Source organism: Nonomuraea sp. NPDC005650, assembly GCF_040605375.1.
Classification (GTDB): domain Bacteria; phylum Actinomycetota; class Actinomycetes; order Streptosporangiales; family Streptosporangiaceae; genus Nonomuraea.
In genome coordinates this window covers 1-12,088 of the sequence record NZ_JBEXCR010000044.1, presented here as the reverse complement: position 1 = coordinate 12,088, position 12,088 = coordinate 1, and the positions used below count along the sequence as shown (strand labels likewise).

At 72.5% G+C, this 12,088-nt stretch carries 14 protein-coding genes; 8 read left to right on the top strand and 6 right to left on the bottom strand.

Annotation, left to right across the window (positions count from 1 at the left end; all coding sequences use genetic code 11):
- The first annotated feature begins 8 nt into the window (after positions 1-8).
- From ABZS69_RS51255 to ABZS69_RS51245, 3 genes are all read left to right on the top strand, one after another.
- On the top strand, positions 9-377 hold the full coding sequence (locus ABZS69_RS51255) for a barstar family protein (protein WP_355387560.1): 369 nt from the start codon (positions 9-11) through the stop codon (positions 375-377).
- A gap of 155 nt (positions 378-532) precedes the next feature.
- Positions 533-1,036 (top strand): SRPBCC domain-containing protein, encoded by a 504-nt coding sequence (locus ABZS69_RS51250; RefSeq protein WP_355387557.1) that lies wholly within the window; start codon positions 533-535, stop codon positions 1,034-1,036.
- A gap of 163 nt (positions 1,037-1,199) precedes the next feature.
- Positions 1,200-1,397, top strand: a complete 198-nt coding sequence (locus tag ABZS69_RS51245) for a hypothetical protein (RefSeq protein WP_355387554.1) — start codon at positions 1,200-1,202, stop codon at positions 1,395-1,397.
- 104 nt (positions 1,398-1,501) lie between these two features.
- Here ABZS69_RS51245 and ABZS69_RS51240 read toward each other — a convergent pair whose 3' ends face one another.
- The 4 genes from ABZS69_RS51240 to ABZS69_RS51225 all read right to left on the bottom strand — a co-directional run bounded on the left by ABZS69_RS51240 (position 1,502) and on the right by ABZS69_RS51225 (position 5,815).
- Positions 1,502-3,214 carry a hypothetical protein gene (locus ABZS69_RS51240; protein ID WP_355387551.1) on the bottom strand — a complete coding sequence of 571 codons (1,713 nt, stop codon included), beginning with the start codon at positions 3,212-3,214 and terminating at the stop codon, positions 1,502-1,504.
- A complete protein-coding gene (locus ABZS69_RS51235) occupies positions 3,201-4,502 on the bottom strand; it encodes an FAD-dependent monooxygenase (protein ID WP_355387548.1) in 1,302 nt (433 codons plus the stop codon). The genes ABZS69_RS51240 and ABZS69_RS51235 overlap by 14 nt, the downstream gene beginning before the upstream one ends.
- Positions 4,503-4,637: 135 nt before the next feature.
- The gene (locus ABZS69_RS51230; RefSeq protein WP_355387545.1) at positions 4,638-5,144 is read right to left on the bottom strand and encodes a fasciclin domain-containing protein; all 507 of its coding nucleotides are present in this window, start codon (positions 5,142-5,144) and stop codon (positions 4,638-4,640) included.
- A 410-nt stretch (positions 5,145-5,554) separates the two neighbouring features.
- Positions 5,555-5,815, bottom strand: a complete 261-nt coding sequence (locus ABZS69_RS51225) for a hypothetical protein (RefSeq protein ID WP_355387542.1) — start codon at positions 5,813-5,815, stop codon at positions 5,555-5,557.
- Between ABZS69_RS51225 and ABZS69_RS51220 the strand changes: the two genes are divergently transcribed.
- Positions 5,808-6,305 (top strand): NUDIX hydrolase, encoded by a 498-nt coding sequence (locus ABZS69_RS51220; protein WP_355387539.1) that lies wholly within the window; start codon positions 5,808-5,810, stop codon positions 6,303-6,305. The two genes, ABZS69_RS51225 and ABZS69_RS51220, sit on opposite strands and share 8 nt — an antisense overlap.
- Here the strand turns inward: ABZS69_RS51220 and ABZS69_RS51215 are convergent.
- Positions 6,296-7,210: an SDR family oxidoreductase gene (locus ABZS69_RS51215; protein WP_355387536.1), complete on the bottom strand. Its 915-nt coding sequence runs from the start codon at positions 7,208-7,210 to the stop codon at positions 6,296-6,298. The genes ABZS69_RS51220 and ABZS69_RS51215 overlap by 10 nt on opposite strands.
- Positions 7,211-7,319: 109 nt before the next feature.
- On the opposite strand from ABZS69_RS51215, the gene ABZS69_RS51210 reads away from it, so the two are divergent.
- Positions 7,320-8,135 carry an alpha/beta fold hydrolase gene (locus tag ABZS69_RS51210; RefSeq protein WP_355387533.1) on the top strand — a complete coding sequence of 272 codons (816 nt, stop codon included), beginning with the start codon at positions 7,320-7,322 and terminating at the stop codon, positions 8,133-8,135.
- 9 nt (positions 8,136-8,144) lie between these two features.
- Here ABZS69_RS51210 and ABZS69_RS51205 read toward each other — a convergent pair whose 3' ends face one another.
- A complete protein-coding gene (locus ABZS69_RS51205) occupies positions 8,145-9,002 on the bottom strand; it encodes a nuclear transport factor 2 family protein (RefSeq protein WP_355387530.1) in 858 nt (285 codons plus the stop codon).
- 101 nt (positions 9,003-9,103) lie between these two features.
- Between ABZS69_RS51205 and ABZS69_RS51200 the strand changes: the two genes are divergently transcribed.
- From ABZS69_RS51200 to ABZS69_RS51190, 3 genes are all read left to right on the top strand, one after another.
- Positions 9,104-9,670 (top strand): helix-turn-helix domain-containing protein, encoded by a 567-nt coding sequence (locus tag ABZS69_RS51200; protein WP_355387527.1) that lies wholly within the window; start codon positions 9,104-9,106, stop codon positions 9,668-9,670.
- A gap of 122 nt (positions 9,671-9,792) precedes the next feature.
- A complete protein-coding gene (locus ABZS69_RS51195; protein ID WP_355387524.1) occupies positions 9,793-10,734 on the top strand; it encodes a LysR family transcriptional regulator in 942 nt (313 codons plus the stop codon).
- 95 nt (positions 10,735-10,829) lie between these two features.
- Positions 10,830-11,993, top strand: a complete 1,164-nt coding sequence (locus tag ABZS69_RS51190) for an NAD-dependent formate dehydrogenase (protein ID WP_355387521.1) — start codon at positions 10,830-10,832, stop codon at positions 11,991-11,993.
- The last annotated feature ends 95 nt before the right edge of the window (positions 11,994-12,088 follow it).

Below are 12,088 nucleotides of genomic sequence, written 5' to 3'. Positions count from 1 at the left end.
GCACGCCCATGACCTCCGCCGCACGTCCGCTGCCGTCCTGGCTCACGGTGTCCACCGGCCCGGCGCCGGCGGTGGTCGACGGGCGGTCCTGCCGGACCCGTGCCGCCTTCTTCACCGAGGTGGCGCGGGTCCTGCGCCTGCCCGGCTACTTCGGCCGCAACTGGGACGCGCTCACCGACTCGCTGCGCGACACCGGCGCCGTCGCCCTGGTCGTGACACACGCCGAAGAGCTGCTCGACGCCGAGCCTCCCGAGCAGTTCGCCACCCTGCTGGCGGTCCTGTCCGACGCCGCCGAGGCCGGGCTGACCCTCACCCTGTGCACCGACCCCGCCCACGAGGCCCGGCTCCGGGAGCGGACCGCCGCCGCGCTGAGCTGAGCCGTCGGCGCCGATCGTCCCTCATGCCCGCTCGTCACGGTCGCCTTCACCAGCGCGATTCATCGCCCGCGCGGTGACATTTGCATCTGTTCGCCGTCGGGCTCCGGCGGCAGGGTGGGAGCCACCCAAGCGACAGCGAGAAGGAGCATCAGACGATGTCGACCGAACTGAGGCAGGCCGCCGAGACGGTGCGGATCACGCGTACGTACCCGGCCGCGCCCGAGCGGATCTGGCAATTGTGGACCACGGCGGAGGGCATCGAGTCCTGGTGGTCGCCGGACGGCTTCACCGTGGAGGTCGGGAAGCTGGACGTGCGTCACGGGGGCGAGTTGGTCTACACGATGACCGCGACGGCGCCGGAACAGGTCGCGTTCATGGAGGGGGCGGGCCTGCCGCTCAGCACGGAGTCACGCAAGACGTTCGTCGAGGTGGAGGAGCCGGTCAGGCTCTCCTACACCTCCCTCGCCGACTTCATCCCGGGGGTGGAGCCGTACGACTTCCTGACCGTGGTCGAGATCCGGCCCGCCGCCGAAGGCGCGCACGTGACGATGACCGTTGACGCGATGCACGACGAGGAGTGGACCCAGCGCCTGGTCGCGGGCCGGAACAACGAGCTGGACAACCTCGGTGGGCTGTTCGAGGGCCGTCAGGGAGCCTGAACCACGGCCGTCCGCCCGAGGTTCCAACCGGGTGAGGCCCACGCCGCCAGGAAGCGAGACGTTCATGGCTCTCCCGATCGCGCCGGTCAGGCATGCGCCGCGGTCCGGTGCCGTCCCCCGGCCGCAGCGCCTACTCTGGTCAACCGGTACGCGGGGACGGGCGGTGGACAGGGTGGGAGAGTTCTGGCGGTCCGACCGCGTCGTCCGGCTGGCGCCGGTCGGGGCGGTCGTCTGCAGCGGGCTGCTGCCGCTGGTGCAGGCCGGGCTGGCGTTCAGCTATGTGGGCAACGGCATCGGCACCGGGCTGTGGAGCATCGCGGCGACCGCCGTCTACCTGCCGCTGCACCTGCGTCACGTCTGATCGACGCCATCCGCATCTCCGGCGGCGCCGGCTGGCTCTGACCCGCACCGCCCGCTTCGGCCCTCAGCCCTTCCCGCCGAATCGAGGCCCCGGACCGGCCGCTCTCAGCGGTTGCCCGTCCCTTCGGGGGAGCACAGGTACGGGCGCGAGAGCGTCAGGGCGGTCGCGGTGAGGGCCATGCCGAACAGGACCGGCGCGAGATGCCCGAGGTCGACGTACCCGATGGCCAGATGGGTGACGACGGCGGGCACGAATCCGGCGACGGCCGCGAGCGCCAGCGTCCACCACACCCACGCCTCACCGCGCCGCCACCCCCACGCGCTCAGCAGGGTGATCGCCGCCGCGGCGGCCATCAGCGCGCCGCCGAACCCCGCCCTGTCGTGCGCGATGAACGGCAGCAGCCGCGTGCCGGCCGCCCGCAGCGTGTCCGGCCCGGTTCCCAGGTACTCCAGGTCGCTCGGGACGAAGACGCCACCGAGGCCGACGGCCGACACGGCCACGCCGCCGACGAACAGGCCGATCCCGGTGATCACCATGAGGAGCTGGCCGGTGAGCGCCCGGCGGCGTTCGCGTTCGGGTCCGTCCGGGCGGGAGGTCCACCGCGGGCGGTCCCGGGGCCGCCTGGTCGCGGCCAGGAACATGGGCAGGAGCACGGCGGCCAGCGCCGTGTGCAGCGGCTCGACGTACCCGTGGGTGAAGAGGTAGGGCACGGCGGCGAACCCGATCGCCCCGGAGACCAGGTACGCCTCGCGCGCCCACGGCCACCCGCGGCGCATGCCCCCGGCGGTGAGCCCCATGTGAAGGATGCCGACGGCCACCATGGTGCCCGCCAGCGTGATCCGGTCGTGCCGCAGGAAGTGGACCAGATGGTGGTTGACGGCGTGTAACGCCTCCCGGTTCATGCCGAGGAAGGCGCGGTCGTACCAGAGCAGCACCGGCCCGAGCGCGACCGCCGCGGCCACGAGCCCGGCGACCGCGATGACGGCTCCGGCCATCAGGCCCCACCACCAGGCGGGCCGGCGCCGGGGGTCGAGGGTGGCGGGGCACAGCGAGGGGGCGGGCGCGGTGGGGGTCGCCGCCTCCATCACCCGCCCGAACCACCCGGGCCCCGCCTCGACCAGCAGGGCCGGTGTCGCGAGCACGACCTTGGCAGGATCGGCGAGGACCCGAGCCGCCGCTCCGACGGACGTGGAGACTGGCAGGACGACGTCCACGCCACTCTCCGAACGGGACTCCCCTCCGAGCCCCGGCCAGCGGCTCCCCTCGCGCTCTGGCCAGCGGTTCCCGTCGTCGTCCGGTCGGCGGTTCCCGTCGCGCTCTGGCCAGCGGTTCCCCTCGCGCTCTGATCGGCGGTTCTCCCCGTGCCCCGATCGGCGGTTCTCCTCGTGGTCGGGCGGCAGGATCGCGTCCACGTGTGGTGCCAGGGCGGCGGTCGCGGCCGGGTCCCCCGTGCGGACCAGCACCGGCACCCGCCTGCCCGCCGCCGCCTCCCGTACGAGCGCCACGTCCGCGAGCCCGACCGGCTCCACCACGATGAGCCCCGCCCCGAGCGGCGGCAGCGCGCGTACGGCGTCCCGGGCCACCTCCGGCGGCACCACCGCCCCCAACCGGCTGCGCACCGCGACCCCGCCCACGGTGCCCGCCAGGTGCGCCGGCGGGTGCCGGTGCCCAAGCAGCCGCGCGACCGCCCGTCCGCCGCCGGGCAGCGATCCCGTCCAGGCCAGCGTCCGCAGCGCCACCCGCCGCGACCGCCGCACGCCCAGCAGCGCCCCCGCGATCCCCCGCAGCGGCTGGTACGTCCAGTCAGGCATCGCCACCCGGCCTTCCACCCGACGCCGGCACCACCTCAGCCACCCGTTCAGCCAGCTCGACCTGGGCCTGCCCGGACGGCTCGACCGACTCGGGCAGCTCGACCGGCTCCGCCAACTCAGGTAACTCGGGCGGCTCGGGCCGCTGCGCCAGCTCTGGCAGCTCGGGTGGTGTCCATCCGAGGACGGGGTCCATTGAACGCAGCAGCAGGCTCGGCGGCACCAGGCGGGCGAGCAGGTTCCGTGACCACGCCCCCGGCGACCAAGCCACCAAGGACGCCGCGCCCATCCGGGCCGACCGGCGCACGATCGCCCGGGTACGGGGCCGCCGCGTCCGGTCGTACCGCGCGAGTGCCACGTCCACGTCCGGGTCCGCGCTCAGGCAGGCGGCCAGCGTGACCGCGTCCTCCAGCGCGGTGCCCGCCCCCTGCCCCAGCGCCGGATCCATCGCGTGCGCCGCGTCCCCCAGCAGCACCGCCCTCCCCCGCACGTACGAGGCCGGCGGCGGCATCTCGTACACGTCGTGCCGCAGCACGGCGCCCTCGGGCACGGCCGCCAGCAGTTCGGGCACAGGATCGGGCCAGCCGCCGAACCTGCGCGCGAACCCGGCGTACGCGTCCTCATCCCCGCCTTCGGGCACCCGGGCCGCCGCGAAGCAGTAGAACCGCCCGCCGGGCAGCGCGGCGAACCCGAATCGCTCGCCCCGCCCCCAGAACAGCGCCCCCTCGGCTCCCCGCCCGTCCAGCGGCCCGGTCACCGCCCGCCACGCCGTGCACCCTGCGTACCGGGGCGACCGGGCCTCCGGCCAGCACTGCCGCCGCACCCGGCTGCGGATCCCGTCGGCCCCCACCACCAGATCCGCGCGCATCCGCCCGCCCCGGTGCTCGACCACAGCCCCGCCGCCGTCCGGCCGCACGGCGCGCACCTCGCTGCCCGACCGCAGCAGGTCAGCGGGCAGTGCCGCCACGAGCACCCGTACCAGGTCGGCCCGGTGCACCATGAGCAGCGGCCGGCCATGCCGCCGCGCGACGTCGGAGTTGTCCGTCCTGACCAGCCACCGCCCAGCCCGGTCCCGTACCCCGCCCGCGGTCTCCACCGCGGCGATCGCGCGTACCCGCTCGGCCAGGCCCAGCGCGGCGAGGGCGCGCGTGGCGTTCGGCCAGAGCGCCAGCCCCGCCCCGATCTCGCCGAACTCCCCGGCCCGCTCCAGCACGGTCACCCGCCAGCCGATCCGGTGCAGCGCGATCGCCGCCGCCAGCCCGCCGATTCCCCCGCCGACCACGACCGCAGCAGGCATGAGCCGCACCCCCGACATCCGTTTTGAGCGACTGCTTAAGCCGACCTTAGACGGGTTTAAGCGATCGCTCAAGAAGTGCGGGTGGGGAGCGCGGCCATTGGCGACCGCGCTCCCCGTTCCGAAGGTCAGGTCCCGTCAGTGGGGCATCAGGACCTTGTCGACGATGTAGACGGTGGCGTTGCTCGTCGTCACGCCGCCGCAGACGATCTTGGCGTCGTTGATCGTGAGGTTCTCACCGGAGCCCTTCACGGTCAGGGACGCGCCCTGCATGGTCTTGAGCTCGGCACCCTCCACCAGGTCGGACGGCGCCTTCTTGCCCATCACCACGTGGTAGGACAGCAGCTTGGTCAGCACGTCCTTGTTGGCCATGAGCTTGTCCCGGACTTCCTTCGGGATCGCGTCGAACGCCTTGTTGTCCGGCGCGAAGAGCGTGATGTCCTTGGCGGAGTTCAGCTTCTCCTCGAGCCCTGCCGACTTCACGGCCGCCGACAGCATGGAGAGCTCGGCGAGCTTGGAGATGGCGGTACCGGCCGGCTGACCGGCGATCTCGGCCAGGTTGCTCTCGATCGCGGCGCATCCGGGACCGGACGGGCTTACGGCGGCGCCCGGCGAGGGCGACATCTCCGGAGGAGAGGGCGACATCTCCGGCGAGGTTGGCGACATCTCTGGCGTAGTGGGCGACACCTCCGGCATGGAGGTGGTCTCCTCCGGTGACGGCGCCGGCGTACGCATGTGGACAGCTGCGCCGGCGGTACCAGTGGCACCGGCGGCCAGCGCCAACGCCGCCGCGAGAAGCACTCGTTTCACTGTGATCCCCCCGAGTTCGGAGTGCCGCGGCGGGCGAACTCGCCACGGCGCGAACGCAGCCCCGGGCTCACACCCCGGCTGCCCCTCCAGTGTGGGCAGCCATCGAGAACACCGGAGTTACATTTCGCCTAAAAGGCCACAAAAGCCGCACATCATAACTTTTGCCCGCCGCGTCCTCCCGCAGGTTTCGAACCCGCCGCACCCGGCCCGCCAGGGCCCATCTCCCTTTACGAAGCCGAGAGCGTTCAGACGACCGGCCGCAGGTCCTGGCCGTCGATCCGGCGCTCGGGCGAGCCGGGGACGCGGCGGCGCAGGGCCAGCACCAGGTTGGCCGCCGCGAGCAGGGCGGGGGCCGACGACGACGGCCGGCCGGCCGGAGGACCGCAACGGCGAGGAAGTCGCCGGCACACGGGGAGGCGGCCAGCGTGCGGGGAGCGCAGTGGTCGGGGTGGCGCGTGGCGGCCGGGATCTTGCGGGTGGAACGGGTAGCGTGAATGGATGAGCAAGTCGTTCCTGGAGCCAGCGGAGTGGTACGCCACGCTTCCGGCGTTCTACGCCTCGGCGTGCGTGCTGCTGACCGACACCGAGGACCGGGTCCTCATGGTCAAGCCCAACTACCGGCCCTACTGGTCGATCCCCGGCGGCATCATCGAGGCCGACGAGCTCCCCCACGAGTGCGCCGTCCGCGAGATCGACGAGGAGCTCGGGCTGCGTGTGGCGGTGACCGGGCTCCTGGTGGTGGACTGGATACCGCCCATGGACGACCGGCCGCAGAGCATGATCAACTTCCTGTTCGACGGCGGCACCGTCACGGACCCGGGCCAGATCGTCCTGCAGACCTCGGAGCTCGACGACTTCGGCTTCTACTCCTGGGACGAGGCGGCCCGGCTGCTCCCCGCCGCCACCACCGCCCGCGTCCCTGCTGCGCGGCGGGCACGCAAGGATGCCCGCACCGTCTACCTGCCCTTCAGCCAGCCGGCCGGCTCTCAGCGGTAGCCGGTCGCGTCCGCGGGGCGGCCCTTGTCCTGAACCTCGACCAGGTACCGCCAGCCGTCCGGCCGCGAGCCGTCCAGGTCGGTGAAGCCGTACTCGCGGGCGAGTTGCGCCCCGGACAGCGACTGACCGCTCCAGCGCATCACCTCGGAGTCCGCGGCCAGGGCGGCGACCGCCCTGCCGACGTAGCGGGGCGTCTCGGAGATCACGAAGTGCGGCTCGCGGGCGGTGGCGTCACGCCAGTTGTCCTCGGTGACCTCGAACAGGTCCAGCATCAGCTCCGAGCGCAGCCAGCCCGGCGTCAGCGCCACGGCCGCGCAGCCGTACGGCCGCAGCTCGTGGGCCTGTGCGAAGCCGAGCCTGATCACGGCGCTCTTGGCGTGGTCATAGAAGAAGGAGACGCGGTAGTTGCCGTCGTTGTACTCCTTGGTGCCGTCGGTCATCTCCACCACCAGGCCGCCCGGGCGCCGGATCAGCAGGGGCAGCGCGTAGTGGCTGGTGATGATGTGGGTGTCGACGGCGAGCCGGAGGAGCCGCAGCCCGCCCTCGAGGTCGTGCTTCCACAGCGGAGTGTCCCACTCCGCCAGTAGTTCCCCGCCCCAGATGTCGTTGACCAGCACGTCCAGGCGCCCGTGGTCGCGCTCGACGCGCTCGACGAGGGCGCGTACCTGCTCGTGCTCCAGATGATCGACCTGGACGGCGATTCCTTCCCCTCCTGCCTGGTTCACCAGCTCGGCGGTCTCCTCGATGGTCTCGGGACGACCGTACTCGGACCGGCTCTCGCGGGTGGTCCGGCCGGTCACGTACACGGTCGCGCCCGCCGCTCCCAGCTCCACCGCGATGCCCCGCCCCGCGCCACGCGTGCCCCCGGCGACCAGCGCGACCTTGCCCTTCAACGTGTTGCTCATGCTCCAGACGCTAAAGGCAAAACCCGACAGCTAGTGTCATCTTTTATTTTCCTAGGCATCCTAGGAAATAAGCTAGGATGCCTAGGACTCACTCTGGAAGGGGATCATCATGGCCACGCTGGACGTACCGGGCGCCACGCTTTACTACGAGGTCAGCGGCAGCGGACCCGCGCTGCTCCTGCTGCCGGGCGGCGGCGGTGACGCGGCGATCTTCGACGCACTGGCCGGCCCGCTCAGCGAGCACTTCACGCTCATCACCGTCGACCCGCGCGGCTACTCCCGCAGCCGCCTCGACGGCCCGGCCGTGGACCAGCGGGTCGAGGTGCAGAGCGAGGACGCCCGCCGGCTGCTCGACGCCGTCACCCCCGACCGGCCCGCCTACGTCTTCGGCGGCAGCAGCGGCGCCATCGTCGGCCTCGACCTGCTCTCCCGGCACCCCCAGCGGGTGCGCCGGCTGGTCGCCCACGAGCCGCCGTGCTTCGCCGTCCTCCCCGACGCCCCCGCGCAGCTGGCCTTCGTCGAGGAGGTGCACCGGCTCTTCCGCGAGCAGGGGCTCGCGGCCGCGTCCGCCCGGTTCCTGGAGGGCATCGGCGGCACCCTCCGGCCGCTGCCGGACCCCGCCTCGCTGCCGCCCCGGGCCGCCGAGATGATGGCCCGGCTGATGAGCAACGCGCCGATCATGATGGAGCATGAGTTGCGGCAGTTCACCTCGTACGTGCCCGGCCTGGCCGCGCTCGGCCGCGTGGCCGACCGGCTGGTCCTGGCCGCCGGGCGCGAGAGCAGGGGGCATCTGCCGTACCGGCCCGCCGCGGTGCTGGCGGAGCGGCTGGGGCTCGAACTGGTCGAGTTCCCGGGCGGTCACAGCTTCACCGACGCCCCCGAGGAGTTCGCCAAGCAGCTGATCGAGGTGCTCAGCGCGCCCTGACCAGGGGTCTCACGCGCCGGCCACCTCGCGCATCAGCTCGGCCGAGACCGCCGGGTTGCCGTAGTCGCGCGAGTGCGCGATGAGCCCGTCCCGCACCGTGACGATCATGACGTACGTCGAGGCGAACGGCCGGCCCGTCGCGGTGACGGACCCGTGCAGGGTGTACTCGGCGACCACCACGTCCGGGTCGGCGGTCTCCAGCAGGTTGACCCCGTCCGCGCGCTCGAACCGCCACAGCCCCCTCACCGCCTCGATCCGGGCGGCCAGGTGCTCCTTGCCGGCCGAGCGCGTGGGCACGCCCGGCGGGGCGAACGGGATCTCGATGACGACGTCCGGCGCGTACAGGTCGAGCATCGCGTCGTAGTCCCCGGCCGCCGAGACCTCGATCAGCCGCGCGACGACCTCCTTGGCGGACCCGGGCCGTACGGGGGCGAGCATGGCCGCCAGCTCGGGCAGCATGCCGACGGCTTCGGCGGCGCCCACCGCGTTGGGATAGTCGAGGTAGGAGACCACGGCGCCGTCGCGGACGCGGATCACCCCGAGAGAGGAGGCGAACCGGAACGCCGCACCCCCGCGCACGCTCCCTTCCGGCTCGAACTCGACGACGACCACCTCCGGATCGGTGGTCTCGTAGACCGTGGCGCGGACCTCGTCGAAGCTCAGCAGTTGCGCGATACCGCCGGCGGTGGCCTGTTTCATGTGCTCGCGGATGGTTTGCACGCCTTCGAAGCGGCGCGGCTGACCCGGCAGGCCGAACCGCAGCTCGTAGACGGCGTCGTCGGCGAACACGTCGGTGAACGCGTCGGCGGACCTGCTCGCCAGCGCCTGACGCAGTTGCTCGACGACCGCGTGAAGGTTCTTGGACATGGTGAATCCCCTCGGACAGAACGGAATAGAATCGGAACGAGCGCCCCGCTTCCCTGAAAGATACGGAACGCGCGCCCCGTTTGTCTAGAAGGGAGCTTCCGATGACGCCGGACAAGCCGCTGCGCGCCGACGCCCGCCGCAACCGCGCCCGCGTCCTGCAGGCCGCCGAGGCCGCGTTCGCGGCCGAGGGCATGGCGGTCCCGCTGGACGAGATCGCCCGGCGGGCGGGCGTCGGCGCCGGCACGGTCTACCGGCATTTCCCCTCCAAGGAGGCGCTGTTCGAGGCCGTGGTCCACGACCGGATCGAGCAGTTCGGCGAGGAGGCCCGCACGCTCGCGGCGGCGGAGCGGCCCGGCGAGGCGTTCTTCGCGTTCCTGGGCCGCGTGGTCGATCAGGCGATGCTCAACAAGGCGCTGTGCGACGCCCTGGAGGCCGCCGGATCGCCGGTCAAGCCTTCGCACGGCGCGCAGCGCGACGTGTGGGACGCCTTCGGCGCCCTGCTGAGCGCCGCCCAGCGCGCCGGCGCCGTCCGCGCCGACGTCGACGTCTCCGACCTGCGGGCCCTGCTGTCGGGCGCGCTCGCCATGGAGCGCCACGCCCGCGACAGCGACCGCCCCGCCGGGCGGCTGACCGGGCTCCTCCTGGACGCCCTGCTCCCCCGCACCTGACGCCCGCCGGTCTCAAACACTCGCGGCGCCCCGGACGAGGGCGGGCCACCTCACGCACGCGCGGCGCCCCGGACGGATCACGCATTCGCGGCACCCCGGCGGAGGGGATGGACGCGGCACCCGTGCGCAGGGCATTCTGTGGCGTGCTGTTGCGCCAGTTGGAGTATCTGGTGGCCCTGGCCCGGGAACGACATTTCGCCCGTGCCGCCGAGGCCTGTCACGTCTCCCAGCCGTCGTTGTCGGCGGCCATCCGCAAGCTCGAACGCGAGCTGGACGTGCCCCTCGTCCGGCGCGGGCAGCGCTTCGCCGGGCTGACCCCGGAGGGCGAGCGGGTACTGCTGTGGGCGCACCGGATCATCGCCGACGCCGACGCCCTGCGCCAGGACCTGTCGAAGATGCGCGAGGGGCTGTCGGGCACGTTGCGGATGGGCGCGATCCCGACCGCGCTGACCGCCGCCTCGCTGCTGACCACGCCGTTCTGCGAGCGATACCCGCATGTACGGGTGCTGCTGACCTCCCTGTCGTCACGGGAGATCACGCGGCGGCTGGCCGAGTTCGAGATCGACATGGCGATGACGTACCTCGACGACGAGGAGGGGTTCGGCGAGGTGTACCCGCTGTACGAGGAGCGCTACCTGCTGCTGACGCCGTCCGACGGCGAGCTGGCCGACCGGCGGGTGGCGCGCTGGGCGGAGGTGGCCGCGCTGCCGCTGTGCCTGCTGGCCCCCGAGATGCGCAACCGCCGCATCCTGGACGCCAACTTCCGGCAGGCCGGGGCGGTGGCCGTGCCCGCGATCGAGACCGACACCGTCTCGGCCCTGTTCGCGCACGTGGCGACCCACCGCTGGTCCAGCGTCATCGCGCACGCGTGGCTGCACATGTTCGGGGTGCCCGAGGGCATGCGGGTCGTCCGGCTGGAACGGCCCGCCCGGGAGCCGCGCGTGGGGCTCGTACTGGCCGGCACGGGCCCGGAGTCGGTGATGGCGCGGGCCCTGCTGGACATCGCCCGCGATCTCGATCTGCGCGAGGTGTTCGACCGGCTGACCCGGGACCACCTGGCATAGACGGGCTCTATCACTCGATAGAAACAAACGCTTTGACCTGCGGTTATACGTCGGCGGACAGTGAGATCACCTTCGACCGACGAGGAGCCGAGACCATGGCCAAGGTGCTGTGCGTGCTGTACGACGACCCGATCGACGGGTACCCGACCACCTACGCGCGAGACGGCCTGCCCGAGCTGGCCGGCTACCCGGGCGGCCAGACGCTGCCCAGCCCCAAGGCGATCGACTTCACCCCCGGGCACCTGCTCGGTAGCGTCTCCGGCGAGCTGGGCCTGCGCCGCTTCCTGGAGGAACGCGGCCACACCCTGGTGGTCACCTCCGACAAGGACACCGACGACTCCGCCTTCGACCGCGAGCTGGCCGACGCCGACGTGGTGATCTCCCAGCCGTTCTGGCCCGCGTACCTGACCGCCGAGCGCATCGCCCGCGCGCCCAGGCTGAAGCTGGCCATCACCGCCGGCATCGGCTCCGACCACGTCGACCTCGACGCCGCCATCGCCCGCGGCATCACCGTCGCCGAGGTCACCTACTGCAACAGCATCAGCGTCGCCGAGCACGTCGTGATGATGATCCTGTCCCTGGTGCGCAACTACCTGCCCGCCCACCGGACCGTGCTCGACGGCGGCTGGAACATCGCCGACGTCGTCGCCCGCTCCTACGACGTCGAGGGCATGCACGTCGGCACCGTCGCCGCCGGCCGCATCGGGCTGGCCGTGCTGCGCCGGCTCAAGCCGTTCGACGTGCACCTGCACTACACCGACAAGCACCGCCTGCCGGCCGAGGTCGAGGAGGAGCTCGGGCTCACCTTCCACCCCGACGCCGCCGCCATGGTGCCGCTCTGCGACGTGGTGACCGTCAACGCGCCGCTGCACCCCCAGACCGAGGGCCTGTTCGGCGACGAGCTGATCGGCTCGATGAAGCGCGGCGCGTACCTGATCAACACCGCCCGCGCCAAGATCGCCGACCGCGACGCGATCGTGCGCGGCCTGGAGAGCGGGCAGCTCGCCGGGTACGCCGGCGACGTCTGGTACCCCCAGCCCGCCCCGGCCGACCACCCCTGGCGGACCATGCCGCACCACGGCATGACCCCGCACATCTCGGGCTCCTCGCTGTCGGCCCAGGCCCGGTACGCCGCCGGGACCCGCGAGATCCTCGAATCGTGGCTGGAGGGCACCCCGATCCGCGAGGAGTACCTGATCGTCGAGGGCGGCGCCCTGGCCGGAACCGGCGCCCACTCCTACACCACCCGGACGCGCTAGCCCCGTTTTCCGCACGTGAGCGATCTTCAGCGAAGGTCTCGTGGATCGATGTCGAGGAGGTCTAGGAGATTGAGCTGGAGATCGGTGGGCTGGGG

Excerpts from the sequence above, each read along its gene's own strand:
- ABZS69_RS51205 (WP_355387530.1), bottom strand. The coding sequence starts at position 9,002 with ATGTCCAAGAACCTTCACGCGGTCGTCGAGCAACTGCGTCAGGCGCTG.
- ABZS69_RS51200 (WP_355387527.1), top strand. The coding sequence starts at position 9,104 with ATGACGCCGGACAAGCCGCTGCGCGCCGACGCCCGCCGCAACCGCGCC.
- ABZS69_RS51215 (WP_355387536.1), bottom strand. The coding sequence starts at position 7,210 with ATGAGCAACACGTTGAAGGGCAAGGTCGCGCTGGTCGCCGGGGGCACG.
- ABZS69_RS51230 (WP_355387545.1), bottom strand. The coding sequence starts at position 5,144 with ATGTCGCCCTCTCCTCCGGAGATGTCGCCCTCGCCGGGCGCCGCCGTA.
- ABZS69_RS51235 (WP_355387548.1), bottom strand. The coding sequence starts at position 4,502 with ATGCCTGCTGCGGTCGTGGTCGGCGGGGGAATCGGCGGGCTGGCGGCG.
- ABZS69_RS51210 (WP_355387533.1), top strand. The coding sequence starts at position 7,320 with ATGGCCACGCTGGACGTACCGGGCGCCACGCTTTACTACGAGGTCAGC.
- ABZS69_RS51220 (WP_355387539.1), top strand. The coding sequence starts at position 5,808 with ATGAGCAAGTCGTTCCTGGAGCCAGCGGAGTGGTACGCCACGCTTCCG.
- ABZS69_RS51190 (WP_355387521.1), top strand. The coding sequence starts at position 10,830 with ATGGCCAAGGTGCTGTGCGTGCTGTACGACGACCCGATCGACGGGTAC.
- ABZS69_RS51250 (WP_355387557.1), top strand. The coding sequence starts at position 533 with ATGTCGACCGAACTGAGGCAGGCCGCCGAGACGGTGCGGATCACGCGT.
- ABZS69_RS51255 (WP_355387560.1), top strand. The coding sequence starts at position 9 with ATGACCTCCGCCGCACGTCCGCTGCCGTCCTGGCTCACGGTGTCCACC.